This window comes from Halanaerobium saccharolyticum, assembly GCF_003053565.1.
GTDB classification, from domain to species: domain Bacteria; phylum Bacillota; class Halanaerobiia; order Halanaerobiales; family Halanaerobiaceae; genus Halanaerobium; species Halanaerobium saccharolyticum_B.
Genome location: NZ_QAXS01000022.1, coordinates 1 through 24,670 on the forward strand (window position 1 = coordinate 1; position 24,670 = coordinate 24,670).

General features: G+C 30.4%; 12 protein-coding genes and 1 pseudogene. 4 read left to right on the forward strand and 9 right to left on the reverse strand.

Going from position 1 to position 24,670, the window contains the following annotated elements; genetic code table 11:
* The first annotated feature begins 82 nt into the window (after positions 1–82).
* The 3 genes and pseudogenes from ppk1 to C8C76_RS09295 all read left to right on the forward strand — a co-directional run.
* The gene (ppk1, locus tag C8C76_RS09280) at positions 83–1,894 is read left to right on the forward strand and encodes a polyphosphate kinase 1 (RefSeq protein ID WP_181248184.1); all 1,812 of its coding nucleotides are present in this window, start codon (positions 83–85) and stop codon (positions 1,892–1,894) included.
* 188 nt (positions 1,895–2,082) lie between these two features.
* Complete coding sequence (locus C8C76_RS09285; RefSeq protein WP_258222466.1) at positions 2,083–3,858, forward strand: methyl-accepting chemotaxis protein; 1,776 nt, start codon at positions 2,083–2,085, stop codon at positions 3,856–3,858.
* Between the two features lie 387 nt (positions 3,859–4,245).
* Positions 4,246–4,503: pseudogene (locus C8C76_RS09295) on the forward strand (transposase); the annotation flags it as partial.
* Positions 4,504–4,566: 63 nt separating this feature from the next.
* Here C8C76_RS09295 and C8C76_RS09300 read toward each other — a convergent pair.
* The 4 genes from C8C76_RS09300 to C8C76_RS09320 form a co-directional block, all read right to left on the reverse strand.
* Positions 4,567–5,568: a plasmid pRiA4b ORF-3 family protein gene (locus C8C76_RS09300; protein WP_143422718.1), complete on the reverse strand. Its 1,002-nt coding sequence runs from the start codon at positions 5,566–5,568 to the stop codon at positions 4,567–4,569.
* Between the two features lie 517 nt (positions 5,569–6,085).
* On the reverse strand, positions 6,086–10,939 hold the full coding sequence (locus C8C76_RS09310; RefSeq protein ID WP_108140998.1) for a DEAD/DEAH box helicase: 4,854 nt from the start codon (positions 10,937–10,939) through the stop codon (positions 6,086–6,088).
* Positions 10,940–15,040, reverse strand: a complete 4,101-nt coding sequence (locus C8C76_RS09315) for a hypothetical protein (protein ID WP_108141000.1) — start codon at positions 15,038–15,040, stop codon at positions 10,940–10,942. It abuts the gene before it with no gap.
* Positions 15,041–15,069: 29 nt separating this feature from the next.
* The gene (locus C8C76_RS09320) at positions 15,070–16,857 is read right to left on the reverse strand and encodes an McrB family protein (RefSeq protein WP_108141002.1); all 1,788 of its coding nucleotides are present in this window, start codon (positions 16,855–16,857) and stop codon (positions 15,070–15,072) included.
* Positions 16,858–16,970: 113 nt separating this feature from the next.
* Here C8C76_RS09320 and C8C76_RS09325 point away from each other — a divergent pair, with 113 nt between their 5' ends.
* Positions 16,971–17,498, forward strand: coding sequence for a hypothetical protein (locus tag C8C76_RS09325; RefSeq protein ID WP_108141004.1), 528 nt, complete (start codon positions 16,971–16,973; stop codon positions 17,496–17,498).
* Between the two features lie 129 nt (positions 17,499–17,627).
* Here C8C76_RS09325 and C8C76_RS09330 read toward each other — a convergent pair whose 3' ends face one another.
* From C8C76_RS09330 to C8C76_RS09350, 5 genes are all read right to left on the reverse strand, one after another.
* Entirely contained in the window at positions 17,628–17,867 is a 240-nt protein-coding gene (locus C8C76_RS09330; RefSeq protein WP_258222465.1) for a DUF4357 domain-containing protein, read from the reverse strand.
* Positions 17,868–18,034: 167 nt separating this feature from the next.
* Entirely contained in the window at positions 18,035–18,424 is a 390-nt protein-coding gene (locus C8C76_RS09335; protein ID WP_089655495.1) for a hypothetical protein, read from the reverse strand.
* Positions 18,425–18,476: 52 nt separating this feature from the next.
* A complete protein-coding gene (locus C8C76_RS09340; RefSeq protein ID WP_108141006.1) occupies positions 18,477–21,158 on the reverse strand; it encodes a phospholipase D-like domain-containing anti-phage protein in 2,682 nt (893 codons plus the stop codon).
* Positions 21,159–21,168: 10 nt separating this feature from the next.
* Positions 21,169–24,084 (reverse strand): anti-phage-associated DUF1156 domain-containing protein, encoded by a 2,916-nt coding sequence (locus tag C8C76_RS09345; RefSeq protein WP_108141008.1) that lies wholly within the window; start codon positions 24,082–24,084, stop codon positions 21,169–21,171.
* A 42-nt stretch (positions 24,085–24,126) separates the two neighbouring features.
* A complete protein-coding gene (locus C8C76_RS09350; RefSeq protein ID WP_108141010.1) occupies positions 24,127–24,663 on the reverse strand; it encodes a DUF3780 domain-containing protein in 537 nt (178 codons plus the stop codon).
* Positions 24,664–24,670: the final 7 nt, after the last annotated feature.

Genomic DNA, 24,670 nt, shown 5'->3' on the forward strand with positions numbered 1-24,670 from the left:
ATCATTGCTAAGTATTTAAGAGCAATTCAAAAAATTAAAGAGATAACTTGATTCAAACGGTGCTATTTAGATTTCACAACATTTGTCAAAGAGCCAAACTGAAAAAGTTTATTTCAAAAAATATAATGAACTAAAGAATAAAGAAAAAGAATATGCAAAAAAATACTTTAATGAAATTATTTTGCCTGTCTTAACTCCTGTAGCAATTGATCCCAGCCATCCTTTTCCACTAATTTCAAATAAGAGTTTAAACCTGGGTATACTCCTGCAAAAAAATGAAGATGAAAACGTCTTTTCCAATATTAAAGAAAAACAGATATTTTCAGTTGTTGAAGTCCCATCAAATCTACAGAGGTTCATAAAGTTACCTTCTTCAGGCAAGAAAAATGTCTTTATTTATCTAGAAGATATTATTAAGGCGAACCTTGACCAGCTATTTAGTGGTAATCAGATTGTAGCAGTTGATACCTTTCGCATTACAAGAAATGCAGAAGTAATTCTTGATGAAGAAAGCAAAAATCTTCTCTCAGAAATGAAAAGATATGTCAAAAGAAGACGCTGGGGATTTGTTGTAAGGCTTGAAATCAACTCAAATTATAATAATTATATTTTAAATTTTCTTAAAGATAAACTAAATCTTGAGCAAGATGACATCTATAAAGTCAATGGACCTGTCAACCCTGGTTCTTTTATGGACTTTGCTTCAAAACTTGACAATCATGAGCACTTGAAGTTTAAAAAAATCATACCTCAGCCCAATCCTAAAATTTATAACGCTGATGATATATTTGAATTATTAAAAGAAGAAGATGTTATTCTACACCACCCTTTTGAAAGTTTTGATCCTGTAATTGAAATTGTAAAAAAAGCTGCGGTAGATCCAAAAGTGCTTGCTATCAAACAGAGCTTATATCGGGTAAGTGGTAATTCTCCCCTGATTAAACATCTAACAACAGCTGCTGAAAATGGTAAACAGGTAACTGTCCTGGTAGAGTTAAAAGCCAGATTTGATGAAGAACAGAATATTGCCTGGGCCAAGAAACTTGAAGAGGCCGGCTGTCATGTTATTTATGGAATCAAGGGTTTAAAAGTACATGCCAAAGCTCTTTTAATTGTCAGAGCGGAAAAAGAAGGTATCAAACGTTATGTTCATATGAGTTCAGGTAATTACAATGATAAAACAGCTGAATTATATACAGATATGGCACTAATGACCTCTAAAGACAATTTTGCCAGTGATATTGCAGGACTTTTTAATCTGCTGACAGGTTATTCTAAACCACCTGAGTGGAAGCTTCTCTCTGTTGCACCTCTTGATTTACGAGATGATTTTCTTAAATTAATTGAGGGTGAAATTAATAATGCTAAAAATAGTTTGGAAGCAAAGATTATTGCCAAAATGAATTCCCTTGTGGACAGTAAAATAATAAAAAAACTATATCAAGCATCTCAGGCCGGTGTAAAAATTGAGCTTATTGTCAGAGGCATCTGCTGTCTTGTTCCTGGAATAAAAGGTGTTAGTGAAAATATTACTGTGAGAAGTATAATTGGTAAACTGCTCGAACACAGCCGAATTTTTTATTTTTATAATAACAATCAGCCACTTGTATTTTTATCAAGTGCTGACTGGCGCCCTAGAAATCTTGACCGCCGGGTAGAAATTTCTTTTCCGATTGAAGACCCAGAGAAAAAAGAAAAGGTAATTAATGTGCTTAAAACAGTTTTAAATGACAGTCAAAAAGCACATCTGCTCCAGAGTAACGGGGAATACAAAAAGATTGATGATGGTAATAATTATGAATCACAGCTTGAATTATTTGAAATGGCCAAAACTTCTTTTCAAAAAGAGGTTTTAAACAAACAGTTTAAAGTTCCACAGGATTATATATTTTAATAATTTTTCCAATCAGTTTTCCCCCTAAAAAGGATACTGAACAAAATTTTCACCTTTGGAATCAATAATCTCCGCCTGCTCCAGTTCTACTTCATCCAGAATAGCCATACTATTATCAGGATCAACTATTAGACTGAAATCTTCAATTTTTTTGCTATTGTTAACACGAAATCAATCTTTTAGAAACACTGACCAATATCAACAGTGTTCAGGGGTTAAACTGGAATTCTGCCCAGCTTATTTTACGAAGAACTCAGGAAAAAACAAATTTTATGGATATAATGTTAGTTGAAGAGAATGGTAGATTTAAAGCCACTTCAGGTAGTTTTGGTGATATTTCTGAAAAGGAATATTTTAAACAGGCTCTGGAGCAGCAAAAAAGTGTTTTTTCAAAAATTTATGTTGATTTCTTTACTGAAGAAAGTGTTTTTGCAGTTGCAGCTCCAATTACAGATGACTATGATAAGTTACAGGGATTTTTAGTGGGAATGCTTAAATTAAGTGATATCCAGAATCTAATAACCGATTTAAATTTAAACGGCAGCGGTTATGGCATGATTTTAAATCAGAAGTCAGAACTTTTAGCTCATCCAGAAAGAGAACTAATTAGAGCCCAGGATTATTATCAAAACTCCAGCTCAGAATTAAAAAAAGTTTTAGATCTAATCAGAGAAAATGATAGATACACAGGCAGTTTCAAGCTTAATAATCAAAATAACATAATTACTGCTGCCAGAATAAACACAACTAAGTGGTCCCTGGCACTAACTGCAGCAGAATCAGCTATACTCTCTGAGCTTCAAATCTTTAAACAATACACCTCTTACATTGGCCTGGCCGCCTTTATTTTTGCCTTAATAGTAATTTACATAATCAGCAGAGAAATTACAGCACCAATTATTAATTTAGTTGAGGTTATCAAAAAAACATCAGATGGTAAATTAAATCTAACAGTTAAAGAAAAATATCTAAATAGAACTGATGAGATTGGCATCCTCTCTCGTTCAATCGAAAACTTAATTAGCAGTCTTGATAAAATTGTCCGCAGTATTTCTCATGTCTCAAAACAATTATCAGCAGCCAGTCATGAACTCCAAGATAATAGTGAAGAAATATCAACTTCAGCCAGAGAGGTTGGAAATTCCACCCATGAGATGGCAGCAGCAATGGAAGAACAGTCAGCTCAGGTAGATGAAACTAAAGCTAATATAATAGAACTCAGCCAGGAAATAAAAAATATAGATAATAAGAGTGTTAATATGGAACAGCAGTCCAGAATTGTGATAAATAACATTGAAAACGGAAATAACTCAATTAAGAATTCAATTAAAGAAATAAAAAATGTTAGAGAAAAATCCCATCGGGTTGAAAACACAGTCAGTGAACTGGGAAAATCTTCAGATAAGATTGGAGATATAATCCAATTAATCAGCAGTATTTCTTCCCAGACTAATCTGCTTGCTTTAAATGCAGCTATCGAAGCTGCCAGAGCCGGAGAGGCTGGAAGAGGTTTTTCAGTAGTTGCTGATGAAATAAGAAATTTAGCTGAGGAAAGTTCCCAGGCTACAGAGGAAATTTCTAAATTAATTACTGACATTCAGGGTGGTGTTAAACATACAGTCGAAAATATGAATGCTACCAGAGAAGCTGTAGAAAATAGCGTGCAGGCTATCCAGAACAGTGAAAATTCATTTGCAGAAATTGATAGAGCAGCTGTTGAATTGAAAAAATTAATTAATGAAATTTCTGAGGCCGCCCTCAATATGAGTCAGAACAGTGAGGAAGTGCAGCTTTCAATTAAAGATATTGCTGAGGTTAGCGAAAAAACCGCCAGTTCTGCTGAAGAAATCGCAGCCAGCAGCCAGGAACAGAGCTCTGCCACCCATGAAATAACAGAATCAACCCGCAGTTTAGCTGCAATGTCCAGAAAATTACTTCAAAGCATTAAACACTTTGAAATTTAATTTTTTTCCTCGGCAGTTGTGCTATGAGAAGAACAAATATATTTTTTACAACCAGTAAGAAGTAAAACCATCTTCTTCAAAGCGCCGCAGCATATATGCTGTTTTTTCTGCTGACTCCGGATACTTAAAGCTTTCCTGATTTGCCTGATAATAGTTCCAGACTCCTGCAGACAGCTGGCCGTTTTCTTGACTAAAGCTGCTTCCACTAAAGAAATCAAATAGTTCCAGCAGTATTTCTTTAATGATGGCTGAACTACCCTGGATCCTGGGTAATACTTTTTGCAGAATTTCTTTATCAAAGGCAGTATTTTCAGCAAGCAGTTCTTTATCCAGAGCTTCAACTATGATGTTGTTGTCAGTAATCTAACCTATGTTATAATGTAAGGTGATATTTTAGACAGCTTCGATATTGAGCGTTCCTTAAGCAATAAAGGTTGTCCTTATGATAATGCAGTGGCAGAAGCAGCCTTTAAAGTAGTTAAGACTGAATTCGCTTATGATAGAATCTTCAACAGCTTTGAAGAACTGGAATATGAGCTATTTGACTATGTTAACTGGTATAATAACCACAGAATTCATGGGTCGTTAGATTATCTAACACCTATTGAATATAGATATTTAATGTTCGATAAAAAATTGTTTTAAAAAGGGTTGACAATCCAAATTAAATTATATCACTCTATTATTACAGAATTGTAAATTTTCCCCTTAAAAAGGATACTGCACAGGATTTTCACCTTTGGAAGCAATAATCTCCGCCTGCTCCAGTTCTACTTCATCCAGATAAGATTCAGTTTTAATTTTAAATCTCCATTCTGTTCCATAATCAAAAATGTACAAAAATTCCTGACCTACTTCCAGTCCCAACTCAGAAAGCTTTTTTTCTACTGCATTAAACCCTGTACCCTCTTCGATTCGACCATATCCCGGACCATCCCAGGGCTTATTTGACATAAAAAATGAATAAAGATGATCATCATCAAAATCAAAAGCAGTTTGAATTGCCTGATGTAAATCGGCAAGCGCAGCGGAAGCAGCAATTTTCACCTTGCGCCAGACTTTCCCCAGCTTAATTTTAAAAATATAATTACCTTGCACCTTTTTACCTGCAGCTCTTGAAATAGTACCGCTAATTTCTGGAAAAATATCAGCAAAATCGATCCAAAATGGATTTTGATAGGCCATTCTGGCACCATAAATTCCAAATTCATAACCCATCTTCCTTAAAAAAGGCAAATTATAATCTCTAAAGGACCAATTATTTATCAGGATTGGAATTATTGATTTTCCAGCTTCAGTTAACCTGAGTTTCATAAAATCTATCCGCCAAAGCGCCAAATAATTTAAATATTTGAGAAAAGCTCCCAGATAAAATTTAAGCTGATCATTGACATTTAAATCTTCATTAGCCATTAACTTATTTAAATATCTTTCTAGATTAATTTCAATATTATTATCATTTTTAGGAGTCTGCATTTTTTCAAGATCACAGTCAAGCCAGAATGTTTCCAGTAGAAATAAATATTTTTCTGCTTCTGATAATTGTTTATAAGCATCAAAGTTTTTACCCTTAATTAGGTACTTAGTGCTGCGGCTGTAATCAATTTTTAAAACTTTACCGGCAAGTGCAAGATAATAAAAGAAATTTAAAAGTAAATATTTATATTGAGGAATTCTATTATGACATTCAGAAAGCTGATCTGTCTCCATCAGTTCATTTAACTCCAGTAATGTGCCCCCATTAATAAATTCCTGAGTTTTGCTGATTTTAATTTTTTCTTTATTAATTTTATCCAGAAAATTATCAAAGTCACTTATTATTTTAGTCTCAAATTTAATTTTATTTATAATAGTTTTCGCCTTCCTTTCCAATTTTATCGGGATTAAAAATTAACCCAACTGTTTTTACAGTATTATAACACAAAGTCTTAAAAAAGAACATTTATAAAAAAATAAAATCCCAGAACCTGAAAATTTCCAGACCTAATACTTTTTATAAAAGTATTCTTTTTAACCAGATTTACACTGGCAATAATTTCAGTCTCTTTTGTCCTGCGCTGCTCAACTGCTGCCCGATCTTTACTCATCATAAATCACTAGTTTTTTCGCCTGCTAGGTGATGAAATAAGAGAATTCGCTGAGGAAATCGCAGCCAGCAGCCAGGAACAGAGCTCTGCGGCGCAGCATATATGCTATTTTTCTGCTGATTAATTTTTTGACTTTTAATTTAATCTATCAACTTCAAATTATCAATAAATTCTATGACATATTTTCTCTTTAAAATATCGTGACAGTATTCATTACTATAATTCCTTAAACAACCATAACAACTAGTATCTCCTTCATCCCCACCGCATTTACATCTGCTTACTATTTCTCTGGTTTTCTTTAATACTTTTTCAAAATTATTCTTTTTAATAATTCTTTCTACATGTCCGGCACCTCCTGGAACAGTATCATAGAAAACTAAAGCAGGATTTAAAGGATCTCCAGTATAAGGATATAAGCAACCATCAATATCTCTTCTTTCAATACCTAGAGCTTGACTAATACCTTCCAACATTCCATATAAAACTGATTCCCAATATCCATCTTTTTCCTGACCAAAATATGAGTTTTTAAATTTCAATTGAAAAATATCAGTATTATATTCATATCCTAAAGAAAAAACTCTTCTTTTACCTGTACAATCTTGTCCCCAGGGTGTTTTATGTTTGCTAATAGATTTATTAGTATTAATTTCGGTATAACCACAATTTTGACAAACTGAAAATTTATTAAATCCGGCATGATTAATTACTGCTAATTTTCCTCTTTTAGCTGAAATGAGCTGTGCCTCAATTCCATTAAAATTATACTCTTTTATTAACTCAGAATCTTGATTATATTCTCCAGTAAAATATTGTCTGCTTGTATAAGTTTTCTCTGGTCTACTCAATTTGGGTTCTTCGGGTTTATCAGATATAAATCCAAGTTCAGGCGTGATATAAGTACCCTTCATTTTCCCTATTTTTTCACCACAGGCTTGACATCTATCTAATTCATTTTCAGTTTCTGCTATTTCACTCTGATAATGACCACAATGTTCACATATTGCATATTTACGTCTAATTAAATCTTTATTTGGTAAAGTTTTTAAATAACGACTTGTCCATAACTTCCCCCCAGCAACTACTTGACTGCCTGGAGCATATTCTGATAGAGCTATTTTAAGATCTCTAGTTAACTCTAGGTTTTTAGCCTGATCTCCATGATGAGCAATTTTTAGTTCAACTACATCAACTGGAAAACCATACTTAGGAATTATATTGTTTTGTGACATATAATTTATCAAATATTTAGTTTTTAAAGTTCTAATAACTCTATTGATAACATTTGCTTTACCAAACTTCTTTTGCTCTACTAAATTAGCTTGAACCTTTTCTAACTGTTCAATATTATTTTCTAATTCTAAACGAGCTAAATTCATAACTCCTTTTTCGCCTATTAATTTATTGATCCATTTCCAATTATCTAAATTAATCTCTGAAGCATCAGGCATAATTTTTTCTAATATTATTTTCAATTCAATCGGTTTTTCTTTTAAATATCTGTAGAATTTATCAATGCCATTAGAAAAAAAGAAATCTTCTACAGCACCAAAATATTCAGGAGACTTTCTCCAAAAATTAGCTAAGGCTGCAGCATAAATATGTCTTCTAATTATTTTATCATTTTTAATTTTAAAATGTGGAGGCTCAATATTCCCGCTAATAATATCTAAAGGATTTTGAAAATAAGTTAAATCATGTGATCTTCTACGAGCAAAAGTCAGAGAAAACGCTGTAGAATCAGTCCTTCTTCCAGCCCGGCCTGCACGTTGGATATAATTTGCTGGTGTTGGAGGAACATTTCGCATAAAAACTGATTCTAATTCCCCAACATCTACTCCTAATTCAAATGTAGTAGAACAGCTTAAAACATTTACATCTCCATCATTAAATTGACTTTGTATATCTGCTGCAGCCTCAGTTGTTAACTGAGCTGTATGCTCTTTACTTTTCATTTTAACTGGCAGCTTATCTAAATATAAATTCCGGTAATGATTATTTTTATATAATTTTTCTGGACTGCATTTTTCTAATCGACCAGAACATTGATAAGTTGGACAGGTGCCCTTAACATTATGAAGAGTAATTCGATTACAGGTAGGACAATAAAACCAATCAATTGAAGAATCAACAATTGCAGGTTTTAGCTGCCAATAATCCAGTTTCAAACGGTACATTTGACCTAGATTTTGGCTATGAATAGTGGAAAAATAATCATTAAACATGCTTGATTCACTATCAATATTTAAACCTGAATCCCAAATTTGCCTCAAAATATCCAAACATTCTTTTCTTGATAATTTATTGTCTAATCCCTTTTCTGATAAACGCTGTAAGAAATCTAATCTTGAGTTTAATATCCCCTTGCGGGTAGGGAGCCAGCTATAAATATTATATTCTGAAGATTGTTTTTTAAAATAATATTCTCTATTACGGGGTTCAAAAAAAGAATCTTCTGGAGAAATATTATCAGGAAATAGTATTGCTCCATATTTTCTAAAACTGTGTAATAAAATTTGAAAAAGTTCCCAGGCTTCATATTCATTTAAACCATATTTCTTCAGTGGTCCTGCAGAAAAAGATGAAGGTTTTTGTAGAGAAAAACCCAATAACCCGAGTGCTTCTAGACTATTTTTTCTATCTAAAACTAAAAATTCATATAATATCCATTTCCAGGCTAAATCCTCAATCTCTTGAAGACTTTTCGCTGGATAAATTTGTTTTCGATTTAAATAAATTTTTAATCCATTTACCAAGTCTTTAACTCTCCATTTATTAGTTAAAACTTTTTCTTTATTTTTTTGGATAGTTCTTAGAATTAATTGTCTTCTAACAATCTGCTGATAAGTACTCTCAAGATAAGTAGGGAAAAATGCTGCCTCCTGTCTGCTATCTGAAAAAACTAATAATTGGCTTTTGTTGTTATTAGATTGTATTTTCTTTCTGGCTTCAGTTTCATTGGTTTTAGATCCCCAGCCAACTTTGTTTTCATTTACCTCTTTTTGTTCTATTTTTAATTCAGAAGCTAACTGTTGGTAGAGAGAAGTTGTTAATACACTTGTAACTGCATCTCCTCCTAAAAGAAATCTCCAGACTATAGAGCCGATACTTCTAACTGATCTACATGCTGAACATTTATGAACTTTTCCTTTTTTAGCAGCAGCTTTTATAACTTTAATTGGATTAAGATTACAATCACAACCAGAAAACAAACTTCCATTAGCCCTTATATTACCACACTTTGGACAAAGTAAATATTCTTCTTCATAATTTTTATTTTTATTTATTGCTTTAATTTCATCTTCATTATCTATAGTTTTAAAAGCTTGATCATCAACAACTAAATAATATGATAAACTGTTGTTATCTTTATAATATTTCTGGCTGGGTTGGCTTAAATAATTTTCATTATTTATAGTATCCATATTTCCAATTAAATAGAGAGCATTACACTGTCTACAACTACCAATTTCAAATACAGGAAACTCCTGATCTTGATATCTATGTTTTTCTTTTCTTTCCAAAAACAACTGCTTTTCAGGAAGAAAAGTTATATATGCTCCTTCAACTGCTCTAATAAATAAATGATATCTAGCAGGTAATAAAGAAACCGATTCTTCCATAGATTTTGCCTTATTTGCTAAATAAACTAATGCTGTCAAATAATCATTAGATTTCTTTGTCTCAGGAAAAATAATTGACGCTGTTTTTACAAAATATTGTGCTTTTTCTTCTAATAATTGCTGTAAGTGGATTAAATTTTTATCACTTTTTAAAATAAAATACAGATATCTTTGCCATTTCTCATCAGAAGAATCAACTGCAGTGTCAATAAAACGTTGTGGAATATTGCTTTTTTCTGCAATTTTAGTAATTTTATCAAAAATTATTTCATTATCACTTTCACTTTCAATTATATTTTCCCATTTTAAATAAATAGATGGATCTATACCGCCCCAGGAGTTGTTCATCTCACTAATTTCAACATTTTTTCTGCTTGCTTTGATAACATCTTGCTGCTTAGGCTCATCTTCTTTATACTCAAAAGGCTCATTAAATAATTTTTGACCAAAATTAGCTACCTCGTTAAAATCATTTTCACTACTACCGATAGTAGCACTGGTAGCAATACATTTAATTTTAGTCTTTGGGTTTGAAACTCTAGCCTTTAAACGTCTAAGTAACATAGACATTTCAATTGCTTTTGCTCCAGTGTAAGTATGTGCTTCATCAAGCACAATATACTGCCAGCTTTTAGAATGCTTACCATCAAAAAATGTATGGTCTTTTGGCCGCAGCATTAAGTACTCTAGCATTGCATAATTAGTTATGAGGATATTAGGGGGTGTTTTCTTCATCTGCTCTCTAGAAATTAATTCATTTTCAAGTAAGGGAGCATCTTTATACATTTTATGATAGCGTTCTCTAGCTTTTTCGTATTTTTCTTCTGTTTCACCTGTATAACTGCCAAAAGTAGTCTGAGGATAATTTTTTAATAAATCCCTCAATCTTTTTAATTGATCATTTGCTAAAGCATTCATCGGGTAAAGCAATAAAGACCTGACTCCAGGATTTAAGGTGTTATTTTCTTTTTCTTTAAATAAACTATTTAAGATTGGAATTAAAAAAGTTTCAGTTTTTCCACTACCAGTTCCTGTTGCTACAATAACATTTCTATCTTGATCAATAATTTTTCTAACTGCTTGCTCCTGATGTAAATATAAAGCCCTATCAAGTGGTAATTCTTCCACTTTCAAATCATAAAATTCTTCAGACAAAATATTTTCTTTTATTAAATCTCTTATTGAGCATCCTTTTATAAAAGGTGGTGTTGCTTCTAAAATTGGTCCCTTACTAAATTTATTGCTCTTATTAAATTCATCTATCAACTGTGTTTGTAGTTCTGAATCTTTTAGAGAAAAAGTAGTTGCTAAATAATCAATATATTTACCTACTATTTCGTTAGTGCTTTTTATAGGATCAAGACTCATTTATTTCAACTCCTCACTAATTTTATTATAGTCAACATAGTATCTAACAGCTAATATATGATATTTGCTGTGCTTATATTCAAAATGATTTTTATCAATAGTATCCCAAAATAATTTTTGGCATTTTTTACAATAAGTAAAACCATCTTTTTCTCGATCAACAAAAAGAGATAATACAGAATTTTCGAATTTATAATAAAAACTTACAGGGTTATATTCTAATTTTTCAGGCTGTAAATTGTTTTCTTTTTTATTACAAATTATTAAATTCCCCTCATATCTTTCCTCATTTTCAAATTCTAATTTAGAAGCATCTCTAATTTCTGTTATTTTATAATCATAGTTTAAAGGAAATTTATCTCCATTTTCGTCTTCTACTTTGGTTATAACAAGTCCTTTATCTTTAATAACTGCAATAAAATCCTTTTTATTTCCAATAGTTAAATCAAAAACATTCAAGGTATTATCTGCTGGATATTTAGCCTTTCCTGAATTCCAGGTATCTTTTTCTTTAAATTGAAGCCGGTATTGATTGGGAAGTATTTTTTCTTTTAAATTGACTATTAATTCATTATTGTTATTGCTTTCTTCAGAAAAAATCTTTGCTTTGCTCTTCTTATTCCACAATATTATATTTTTACCATAATCTCTTCCCAACTGCTGCCATTCTAATTTAACTATATTTTTCTCTTTTTTATAATTTACAGAAGGATTTATTATTTCCCATTTTGTTCTAATCTTTAATAAATTATAAACATTATCATTTCCTGTTTTTAAAGATATCTCCTGTACTGAATTATTGCTATTTTTTATATCATCAGCTAATCTCATTAAATCAAAGATGAGTTTATTTCCTAATTTTTTAGATCTAATTTTTTGTTGATCATTATTTAAAATCAAATCTGCATTATCAAAGTCAAATCTATCAATATTATTAATAACAAGTTGAGCTTCTTCCTGATTATATAGATCCTCATGCCAAATTTCTTTAACTCTGCTTTGATCTGTTAAATTTAATTGTGGACTCTTTATTTCCCATTTAATAATAGGAATAATCAGGGATAAGGAAACTTTAAATTCATTATTTTTGATTTCAGAAATAAAATAACCATTCAATAATTTAATTCCAGGATTAAATTGTATTTTTAGCAGCTGATTTTTGCTGACTACTTCTCCATCTTCATAATCAAAATAACAATTCTCAGGTAACTTTAATTTTACCTCAGCATAATCTTCTCCGTTAATAACTGGAGGATAAACATCTTTATCATATTTAATAATGAATTTAGGAAGAACTAAAAAAGAAAAATCAATATTTTTTATCATACTGTGCTTTGAACTTCTTTTTCTTAATCTTATTTCATATAAGCCATATTTGTAATTGAAGAAATTATTTAAATAAATATATACCATCTTATTTTTAATTTTAATCTGATTTTCTAATTCTCTTAAATTAATATTAACAATTTTTTTACCTTTATTTATTGATATCCTTAGCTGCCATAGTCTTAAGTTTGTTAATTCTTTAATAGTAAACAATAAAATTGGTGCTTTTTCTAAATATACTTTTTTATTTTTGCTTTTTAAATTGCTGCTGATCTCTCCTGCTATTAATTGAGGCTCTAAATAGTTGGTCTTCTTAAAGGTTTCAATAACTAAACCATTTTCATTTAGTATATTTAAAATTTCAATATCATCCATATATAATTGATAATAGGAATATTCTGAAAAATTACCAGATAAGTCTTCTTTCTGCATAACAATATTTTGAGGCTCAATTTTAAAGTTATTTTTTAAAATTAAACCTAATTCCTGATAAGCCAAAGGATTTAACGAGAGTACTCTATTTGATTGTAAAAAATAAAAGTTTTCTCGTTCAAATTCAGTTTCTAATATCACTTCTTCCTTAAAAATAATTTCTAAAGAAATCATTTTCTGATTCTGAGGAAAGTTTATACTTTTAGATTCAGTTTTCAATAAATCTTTTTTATGAACCCGTAAATCAAGTTTTATTTTTTTAATAACTTCATTATCTTTATCTTTGATAACTAAAATTGGCTGTTTTATTTTATTAGATTGGGGATATTCTATTATTTGCTCTGGTACTAAAATTAATAATTCATTTATTTCGCTGATATATTCTAAATATGGATTCTTATTATAAATTCCATTATCACTATTTGGGAGGTTTGCTTTATCAAAGTCATTCCACCATTTTTTTAATCTTTCGTTAATTCTATTTGTCAGAACTGAAGGGCTTTTATTATCTTTTTCTTTTTCTAAGGTGATTAAAGATTTATATACAAAATCTACAGCTATATCTTCAGCTTGAAAAAGAAAAATACGGCTGGGTTCAATTAAAGAATATAGTCGCTCAGGATAGGCTTCTAATTTTTTTTGATCAGTTTTCAATTTTTTCTTTTTGCTTTTATAATTAGATTTTAAATGAATTAATAAATTTTTTATTTCGCTTTTATTTTTAGAACTAACAATATCTAGCAAATTATTTAATTTATGTTCTTGATAATCTAATTCTTTTTTTAATTTATTCAACTTCTTTCGCTGTTTTCTTTCTTCTTCTAAAATACTCTTCCCGATTTCAATACCTTTATCTCCTGAAATAATATTTAATTTCATTTTATAATTTTTAATTTCTTCTAACAGTGAACGTTTTCGATAGGTTAACGCTGAAATCTCTTCTTCTATAATTTTTGTTTTTTTATCTATTTCTGATTTAATAAAAGAATAATTCATTTTTATTTCTGACTCTAAAAAAGAAAGCTTCTCTTTTAATTCCTCTTGATAAGTTGAATTAGTTTCTTTTGATTTTTTTATTTCATTTTCTATATTTTCTTTTTTTAATATTAAATCATTTATTGACTTTAATTTAGGAAAAAATACTGATGGTAGTTCATCATACATATGATTTTTTAACGGTAAATCTTTAAGTATTTCCTGGATATCACTTTTTATTTTTTTCTTTTCGCCTTTTAAAATAAAATATTGATTTTTAAACCAAAAGATAATTTTACTGAAAATATTTTTAAGAGTCTCAGCATCAATTTTAAAATTATTATACTTCTTATACTTAGACAGTTTTATTGTAAGTTCATCAAAATTAATATTTTTTATTACCTTGACAACTGTTAAATCTAATTCTTGATCAAATATTCCACTACTTTCTTCTCTTATTTTAGCCTGTATTTTTTCTTTTTTATTTTTTAGATTTTTAATTTTTTGCTGCTCTTCTTTCTGTAATTTAAGTAATTCATTACTCTTTTCCTTTATTGATTCAATTTCCATTATTTTAGCTTCATAATTACTCATTTCACCTTCGACAGCAGTAAGGTTGTTAGTTTTTTGTTCTAAAAAATCAGATGGTAATTCCAATAATTGATCAATTTCTGTTATATTATTTCTATTTTTAATAAGTTTATTTATTTTTATTAATTGTTGATGATTCTCTAAAGCAAGCTGATAATCATTAATTTTTGCTCTGAGATTTTTTGTTTTATTTTTAAGAGTAGAGATATTTTCACATAAATTTTTATGTCCTTTATGATCCTTACGAATATTAACAATTCTTTTTTCTACATCTTCTATAGTGAAAGAAAAATCCAGGAAATCTCCACATTCTTTATATAAAAACTCCTCAAAATACTCCTGTAAATAATTATTAACTATTAAAGCATGGGCCAGTATTTGATTGACATATTTATTTCTACCTGGGTCAAATTTAATTAAATTATATTTTTCAAGGGTATAATAAAATACTTCTCCTAGTTTTTCATGCAACCGTGTATTGTCCTCTTCTAATTCAAGTTCCTTATATACAGGTCCCCAGAAGTTGCCCTCTTGATAATCTTTAATTCCGGTATATAACAAAAAGAGTGCAGTAGTAATAGGAGCTTTTCGTTTAAGATAAGAAGGATTTGTATTTAAAATTTTTATTTTATCTTTCATAATCTCACTAATATTATTTATTTGATTTTCATTTAAATCTATTTGCCCCAATAATGATATTTTAGGAATTAATTTGATAAAAGTTTCTTCATATTCTCTTATATTATTAGATTTATCAATATTAGCTTTATAAAACATAATAACCCCTCTTTTAAAAAATATATTTTTTACAGCCAGTAAGAAGTAAAACCATCTTCTTCAAAGCGCCGCAGCATATATGCTATTTTTTCTGCTGACTCCGGATACTTAAAGCTTTCCTGATTTGCCTGATAATAGTTCCAGACTCTATTAGACAGCTGACCGTTTTCTTGACTGAAGCTGCTTCCACTAAAAAAATCAAATAATTCCAGCAGTATTTCTTTAATGATGGCTGAACTACCCTGGATCCTGGGTAATACCTTTTGCAGAATTTCCTTATCAAAGGCAGTATTCTTATCTAATAATTCTTTATCCAAAGCCTCGACTATGTAAAAATTAATCTCATCTCTGATTCTGTAGCCTACCTGTAAGTTTGCTTTTTTAAGAATCTTATTTAATCTTTCCAGTTCTTCAGTTGTTCTTTGGACTTCATCTTTTTTAGCAGGCAGCAGATCTTTTAGATTTAAATACTCTGTTTTTAGAAATTGATTATTTACCTTTAAGCTCTGAGCCTGCACTGAATAATCTTCCTCTAAAAAGGCTGTTAAATCAATCTGATTGAATTCAATTGTGTTTGCTCTATCTAATACCTTTTTACTGAAAGGATGGGTTGTTTCGTCCATATTAACCGTTCCAATGAGATATAGGTTGTCCGGAATATGTAGATTTGAGTATTTGGCCTGAGAATCATTGCTGTCATTTTGATCAAAATCATTTTCATTTAATAATCTATCTGTTTTTATCTGATCACCATCATAGTGACGGGTTTCCATCTTTGATAAAAAGTCACTGAAATAATATTCTACTCGAGCCAGGTTCATTTCATCAAGACAGACCAAATAGGGATTAGCAGGATCTTCAGAAGCTTTTTTGATTGTTTCTAAGATCGGGCCAGGCTGAAAGTCTCCTCTGATATTGCTGTAACCTAAAAGATCTGCACTGTCATTCCAGTCTGGTTTAACTGAAATCAACTTAAAGAGGTCATTATCTGAACTGCAGCCAATAGCTTTTGCAAATAGTTCTACCAGTTTTGTTTTTCCTGTACCTGAGATACCAGCAAGCAGGACAAAGGGTTTTGTTTTTAGAGAAAGATAAAAGTTTTCGATTAAATTGTCAGGATAGGTATAGCCCTGAGCTTTGATGTAGTTTTTGATTTGAGTTAGTTTTTCTTTTGTTGTTAAGTCATCCATATTTTCAGAAACTCCTTCTCCTGTTTCAATTTCAGCTTCATCTAATTCTAAATAATATTGTTCATAATATCTTTGGTAAATTTTCATCATTTGAATTAAATCATCTATTAATTCTGATTCTGGAATTTGATTATTAATTAATTGTTCAGCTTCATATTTATTATAACATATATTTGATAACTCATAAGCCTTACCTTTACCAGATTCAGCAAGATCAATTTCATTATCAGTTTTAAAATCACCTAAATCCATCTTAGATCTTAATTTATCACGGTTATTTGTAAATTCTTCTTTGGTGCTGCGAGTTACTCCCTGATTAAAGGTTAAGTAGACTCTCTCCATATCTTGAGAAAAAAGATAAACTACATAGACTCCTTCTTGAGTTGTAGTTGTTATATCTTTATTCATTATTGCAAGCCAGGGAACTTTAGCCCAATTACCCATTCCAATTGAACCTTTGATTATATAATTATCTATTTTATAATTTGAAGAAAGCTTTTCTTCTAGAAATTCTGGCAACTGATGTCGCATTAAGTCTCCTAGGTGATGGCCGGCAAATTCTTCATGTAATCTTGCTTCTTTATATTCTGAAACTATTTTGGCTAAGTAATCTTTAATTGATGACATTGTATCTACCTCTTTTTATTTTTCCGTATAATATTCTGAAATTTACAGAAATTTATTTCCTTTTTATAGAAATTATGTTATAATTAATATAATTTAATGGAGGTGAACCAAATATGAGTTTTTCTGATGATGTGAAGGAAGCTAAAGCTACGCTCAAAAAAATTAAAAACTATGATATTAACGGTTTTGCTAGAGAATTAAAATATTGGATTAGAGAACTACACTTTTTTTACAATATAATTGTTCCAAACGAAACGAATGATCCATCAACCTCTTTTTATAAAATAAAACCAGCAACTAGGCCAACCACAGGACAAATTGCATATTTTAATTTAAGAAGAGGATATCCAAAAGAAATTTATGGTGGTCATTACTGCTATATATTAAAAGATTTTGGATCAAAATATTTGGTTATTCCTACAACATCAGTAAAAGAAAATTCTAATCCTCCTAATTCTAAAATTGAAATTGATATTAAAATTAAAGATTTTAAAAATGATAAAACTTCTCGACTTCATTTAAGTGATATGAGAGCAATTGATATCCAGCGAATTAATGAACAAAAATCTATATATGACATCAAAGAAAAACCAGCAGATCTTAACCAAAAAATAAGTGAATTTTTGTTTGAAACTACTTGACAATTGACTGATAAAATAGTATTATTAATTTAGAAAATAAAATTATAAAGAGCTCTTAAATGGGCAAAATTAAAATTATGAAGGCACCTGATATTTTATCAGGTGTTTTTTCTTTTTTATAATTAAAATTTATTCTTCATTAGGCTGTTCAAATTCTTTTAAGGTCATTCCATTTTTTAATTTCCATTCTCTTAAACCATTAGCATTTCTACCCATAACTACTGCAGCTGCAGTAGAAGAACTAGAAAACAAATAGTCTTTTTTGAAAATATAATTTTCATCATTTTCAACTACAATTTCTTTTTCTAATAGCTCTTTTCTCTTTTTAATTACCCAATTTTGAGCTGAATCAACAGTATTATTAGACATTCTAGATCCTTTTAGTACTACAAAACCTTCACTAGTAATTTGCCCTTTACCCTTTGCCCCTCTAACAGAATCTATATAAAAATAATTTTCATCTTTATTTTGTTTATCTTTCTTATTTCCACTATCTAAAAAATATCAAACTTTAATTCTAATCAAAACACAACAGTTTAAGGCTGAATTATTTTTAATCGATTATTTCCCTTTAAGTCATTAATATAATTAATAGTTTTATTTTTGAATCTTTCCGCTTTTTCCTCTTCAGCATACCAGATATTAGATTGACCAAAACCATAGCCTAAATCTTTTTGACGTGGCACTTTGAAATCTCTAAATTTTTCTTTAATTAAATATGCATTTTCTGCAGCGACAAATATATTATAATCTTTTGGTATTGATTTAGAATTCATTGTTGTTTCTATAGCATCTAGATATTCTTGTGGGTGAGATCCACCACCTGTTTCTGGGCTGATTTCATCTTTTTCACTTAGTCCTCTATAATATTTCATCCAGACTATATTAACATAAACTAATTTAGATTTATCAATATTATTACTCATTTACAATCCCCCGATTTTAAAATTTAAACAAAAAGATAAAAACTAATTTTCATCACCATGAACTCCTCAGCTTCTTCAGCTTACTCTCTTCACTTAAAATTTTAGTACAGTTCTCCCAATCAGAGGCTTCAACCTTCTCATTATATTTAACCTCAAACGGATGTTTCTCAGGCACTTTATCAATTATCTTTTTAGCTTCTTCTTTCTGGTCTAAAGCAACATTAATCCAGGCGTCTTCCAGTACATCTGGCAGCTGGCCGAAGATAGCAGTAATATTTTTAAATCTTTTAGAAAGCAGTTTGTGAACTCTATCTTCAACAGAATTCTTATATTTCATATTATATAAATAAATTCTATCAAATCTCTGTCCCCCTCTTTGAATACGTCCTTTTCTCTGCTCCAGCCTTGTTGGATTCCACGGCATATCAATATTAACTAACCTTCTTAAAGCCTGAAGATTTAAGCCCTCTGACGCTGCATCAGTTCCTAATAAGATCTTCAGCTGATAGCTCATTACCATGTCTTTTATATCATCTTTAGTTTTTTTATAAAATTTATTATTAATATAATATCCTGCTTTACCGCTGCCTGCATAGATACCAATTTTTTGATCAGTAAATATTTCCGATAACTCAGATGCTATCCATTCAACAGTATCATAATATTGAGAAAAAATAATAACCCCTTCATCAATCCAATTATCCCTTTTTAAGAGTTTAACTAACTTCTCAAATTTAGGGTCTTCAGCTTCATTAGATAAAAGAGCATTAACATATTTATCAAGCATTTTCTGCTCTTCGGCTGTTAAATCTTTAATTCCACTGCTTCCTTCCTCCTCTTCCTCTTCACTAATTTCATTCAAATTTTCGCCCCAATTGTTTTTGAGCTTTAACCCAGTCTTTTTACCTGCTTCAATAGAACTTCCTATTCTTTTTAAAAGCAGGGTCTTAAGAAAACCTCCACCTTTTACACGGTTAGAAATTAGCTGGCAAAATTCTTCTGCATAATCATAAGCATCTTTCATATACCCTGTTAATTTTAAAGGGGGCTCATCTATTATCTCCACTTCAATCGTATCTAAATATGGTTCTCCGGTTTTAGGATTAATTTTATTTTCTAAATACTCCCTTTCCCGCCTTACTACATGCCGTATGTATGGATTGTGCAGTTCAAAAAAATCATTCATTAAAAATCCAGCAGCTGCTTTGTTTTGATATTTTAATTCATTATACTGTTTTGGATATACAACAGCTTCTTCATCCATATCTGCTGATGATCTTAATATTGAATAATTAGGTCCTTCATCAGAAGGAGGAAAAGGATTTTTAATCCAGCGCCACTTTTCAGTTGAGGATAAATTTTTACCACGATTTTTAATTAACTCTAACCCCTGGTTGATAGATCCTTTTTTTCTCCATAATGAACTTTTAGTCCCTAAAACTCTATCTGAGCCTTGAGATAGTACATTTAAAAGATCCCAGAGTTCTACTGGGTGTAACTGGATTGGAGTAGCTGTTGCCAGCAGCAAGCTCTTTGTTCTTGTAGCTATTCTCAGTAAGTATTCATATAAATTTGTCTTTTGAAAAGAATAAAAGTTGTTGTTTTGATCAATTGATTTTCTTCTAGCATGGTGAGCTTCATCAACTATTACACACTCATAATTTTTTGAAAGCAGATAATCAACTGATTCAGATTTTGCTGTTACTAAGCCCTGTGATATAATTCCAATTTTCCTTGGGCATTTAACAATATCTTCTCGACCCCTATTGGGATACTTTATGCCGTTTTCATCAACCCAGTTTGTACCGTCCCAGACTGCTGAAGGCAGATTGAGCATGTCATTTAATTCATCCTGCCACTGCTTCATTAGAGTTTTGGGCACTATTATTAAGACAGGTTTATCTCCATATAGAGCCATTAACTGAGCACTGACAGCTAATTGAAGTGTTTTACCTAAACCAACAGGATCAGCTAAAACATATCTAGCTCCCCCAAATTTTTTGTGATCATTATAAACTTTTTCAATAAAATATTTCTGATGTTCCCACAGCCCTAAATTCTCTCTATAAATGGGAGATTCAATGTTTGCAGCTGCCGGTACATTATCTTCTTCCTCAAAATCATCAACTTCCTCAATAACTTCTCTATTTGCTATTCTTTTAATATCTTTGATAATAAAATCGGGTAAGGGAATAGCTGCCGAACTATTCCATAAAGCATCAAATTCTTCCTGCACCCACTCAACTGCTTCTTTAGAATCATCTTCCCAGACTAACTCATAGTTTATATTCCAGCCGCTTTTAGATTCATTTACACTGCCTAAAAATGATGTTTGGCCTCCATCTTTAAAAGTTATTACACCAGCTTTACCGTGAACTAATCCAAATTTTTTATTAGGAAGCACCCGGACTTCTAATTTATCGGAGACTAAATATTCGTATAATTTTTTGAAACGAAAATTTTTATTATCCATTTTTTCTGGTTCACTTTGACACCATTCTTTTCTGATAGCTTTTTGTGCTCTCTTAGCAGTCTTTATATCTTCCGGCAGCAGATCAGAATTACAGACGATTCTAATTTTTCCTTCAATATTGTCTAAAGCTTCACCTGCAATTTCAAAGATAGAACTGCTGAAATATCCTGCAATTCTATCATATGATTTTGCTTTTTTTAGTTTTTTATTGAGAAGAGAATCTGAAATAGACTCTCTTCTGGAAGAATATCTTTTTATCATATATATTCACCTATACACCTTCATTTTTTAATGCTTCTCTTAATAACTTGGCATATTTAGCTTCTTCATGCCAGTGTTCCATATGATCTACCATTTCTATTTTAGAAATAAACGTTAGTATTTCCCGCATTAAAGGTTTTTTATACCAGTAATCCTGGCTTTGATTAAATACTCCTTTAAGATAGGTTCTACCGGAGTTTGTAGAATCATTTTTAGCTGATTCTAAAATTGCAACCAGCAAGTGTCTTAACAATGAGCCGTTAAAGTCTTTTTCATTAAATTCATTCTCAAGATAACTTGTTTTATATTCTGAAGGAGTTTTAAGTCTGACATTATTGGCTTCAAAGTTGTGAAACATTGTTTTATATTCTTTAACTCCAAATCCTTTTGCCAACTCCTGATAAGCTCCTATTGTATGCTCATTATTCATCTCAAGTTCTAAACCTCTAATAAAGAATCGTTCAGCATTAGATAACTCAAACCAGTGATTTTTTTCAAATTCTTCTGGAATAAGGTAGCTGTTAGCTACATCACGAGCTTTTTTAATTAATTTTTCAACTGGACTTTCCTCATTTCTATCACCGGAAAGCCAATAATCAATATCTATACCATCAATTTCTCCATAACCCGTTAATACCTTCAGTGCGGCTGCATAAGATGCTAACAGATAATCAGCATCAGTAAAATCAGGAATATCTTTATAGTCAATACCTTTCATTGAATCAATCATTTTTTTAACTTCCATCTGGATTTCATCATATACTTCATCCTGAAAAGCAAAATCATCAGAACTTTGTTTTTGAAGAACTAATAATACAGTTCCTTTAACATAATTGCCTTCTTTTAATCCCCCAGAGTTAGTTTCAGTCGATATATTCCAAGCTGAAGCAACTTTTAATCCAGCTGACCATAAAATCATAGTAAGTTCTGACCAAACTTTTACATCTTGATGAGTAAACATTACAATCTGATAGCCATTATCAGGCATGTTATCAGCTAAATTTTTGTAAATTTCAACCATGCTCTCATTAAAAGATTGGCCTGTCCCTTTTACAGCTAATACTCTTTTTGAATCTGTATACCATTCTGGGAATATATCTTTTAAAAAGTTTTGATCTAAAGACAAAAAGAACTCTGATAATTCATGATAATTAACAGCATCTGCATAAGGGGGATCTGTAAACCAAACATCTTGGTTTTTATTAATTTGTCTAGCATCAATTGGACAAACTTTACTTTTGTTTTTAAAATCATAATTGTTAATATTATAAAACCAACTATTACTTAAAAGAAATAAGCTTCTAGTTCCATAATTAAATAATGTATTTAAAGATTGGTTTGAAAAAGTATTTTTTACTATTTCACACCCCTTATAACTATCCCACATACTTAATTTAGAATTCCAGTCTAAACATTTGTTTCCACCAAGTAATTGAATTACTTTTTCTTTTTTTGTTTGAGAAAATTTATCAGAATACTTCATTAGCAAACCATTTGTTAATAACTGCCTAGGATTAAATAATTGATGCCAGTACTCCCAACCTTTTTCTCTCATAATTTGATCAGTGTTATAACCTTTTTCTATTCTGCCAGAAGGTATATATCCGTTTTTTTGCCATTCATTAAATCTTTCTGATAATAAATCAATAACTTTTTCTTCTTGTTTTAACTCATGTTGAGTTGGGGAAGAATAATATCTATTTCCATTCCCATCTATATATTTTATTGCATATAATCTCTCTTTGTAAACATCTTCATCTCCATATTGAAACTTATTTTTCCCCCAGGTGTTCAAACCAAAAATAGTACCATCTTTTGTTTTTTTATCATTTCTAATGCTTGTAATAGGGGTCTTAGTTTCACAATGAGGACAATAAATTTTATTATTGTCAATGGTAGATGATTTTTTAGATTTTTCTCTTTGATTTTTGTTAGCATTTTGAATAATATTTATAAAAAATCTTTCATTTATATTGTCTTCCCTTAATATAGCAACAGTTTTTGTGCCTTTTCCTATAATCCAAGATGGAGCTAATGGAACTGTATAACCACACTCTGGACATTCTACTTCATTGCAATAAAGATAAGAATCAGCACGATGTCCTTTTTCATTGTGCTCAATTCCCCATTCACTTATTTGTTTATTAGCTTCTTTATAGACTTTTTCTTGAAATTCTTTTAATTCATTAATTTGTTCATCAGAAGCACCAGCAACATTTAACGAAGCCCATGTTAAAAGTGCAGCAATTGGATTTAAATCAGACCCAAAAGCTTCAGCCCCCATTCTTGCTGCTTCAAATGGAATTGAACCCCCACCAGAAAAGCAGTCACCAACTTTAGGAATATGATTAAACTTTTTCTTCCCTAACTCTTGAATTAACTCTTGTAAATCTGTTGCATTAGTTTTTAAATGTTCATTAATAATTTCCCATTCTTTTTCATCAGTCAATTCGACTTCTTCAGGTCTTTTACAGTATCTTAATTTATCATCATAAGATAATCTATTAAAAGCTATTTTCTGTAGTTCTTCTTTCATCTCCTTCTTGTTCTCTCTTGACATACCTTTAGGATATTTAGGCTTTTTAGCAGTTGAACCCTCTCGAAAATATTGTTCTTTTTCTTCTTCAGTAGTAAGCTGCCATAATTTCTTTTTAGAAATATTTTTATACTTTCTTAACCACAAACCTTCTTCATCCATAGTCATAATTTTAAGGAATATTTCTCTATCTTTATTGTAATTATTTGAAACTGGTAATAAGGTCCCTAATAAAGCTGCCCTAACCATAACCAGTGGTTTTCGACCCCACCATTTACCTAACCCAGTAAGTGTTTGCCCTAGATTAGCTTTTCTTTCTTTATAACTTTCCTTAGATATTCTTGAAACTGGAAATTGAACTTCAATAAATGATTTATTATAATCTAACAAAATAATCCTCCTCTAAATTTCTTGAGATTTATCTAGTTTATCTTAAAATAATCGCTGTACAAAGCTGCCTGCTAATTTATTATCTACAGGGTTTTCTGTTAGTGCATATCTTAAAGCTATTCTCCAGCCACGGTTGTCACTGTAATGACCCGTTGAAGCATTAGTCATTGTAAAAAGCCACCATCTCTCTTCAGGTGATAAACCCAGCCAGTTTTTGATGGCTAAATCAATAACCCCTACTTCAGCATTTTCTATAGCCCAAAGCAGAAGCATTAATTCTTTACCATATAAACGCTCTAAAGGTACATAATAACTGTCAAAATCTCCTGCTGGAAGTCCTTCATCTTTTAAACGCCTATTAAATTCTTTTTTGATTACATTTTTAACTTTATTCCATTTGGTCTTACTTAAAATCACTTTTTTATCTTTATCATTTAAATCACTAACCTGCTCATCTTGATCCCAGTTAAATCTCTCATATACTGTTATTTTAGCATTTCCAGTTGGTATTTCTAAGAGGAAATGATGATTGGTTTCTTTTGGATTAAAACCAAATCCATAGGTTTTTACTTGGCTCAAAAGATCA

Bases quoted from the DNA above. Each gene is read 5' to 3' on its own strand.
- C8C76_RS09300 (WP_143422718.1), bottom strand. From the start codon at position 5,568: ATGGAGACAGATCAGCTTTCTGAATGTCATAATAGAATTCCTCAATAT.
- C8C76_RS09310 (WP_108140998.1), bottom strand. From the start codon at position 10,939: ATGAGTCTTGATCCTATAAAAAGCACTAACGAAATAGTAGGTAAATAT.
- C8C76_RS09315 (WP_108141000.1), bottom strand. From the start codon at position 15,040: ATGTTTTATAAAGCTAATATTGATAAATCTAATAATATAAGAGAATAT.
- C8C76_RS09320 (WP_108141002.1), bottom strand. From the start codon at position 16,857: ATGTCATCAATTAAAGATTACTTAGCCAAAATAGTTTCAGAATATAAA.
- C8C76_RS09325 (WP_108141004.1), top strand. From the start codon at position 16,971: ATGAGTTTTTCTGATGATGTGAAGGAAGCTAAAGCTACGCTCAAAAAA.
- C8C76_RS09330 (WP_258222465.1), bottom strand. From the start codon at position 17,867: ATGTCTAATAATACTGTTGATTCAGCTCAAAATTGGGTAATTAAAAAG.
- C8C76_RS09335 (WP_089655495.1), bottom strand. From the start codon at position 18,424: ATGAGTAATAATATTGATAAATCTAAATTAGTTTATGTTAATATAGTC.
- C8C76_RS09340 (WP_108141006.1), bottom strand. From the start codon at position 21,158: ATGATAAAAAGATATTCTTCCAGAAGAGAGTCTATTTCAGATTCTCTT.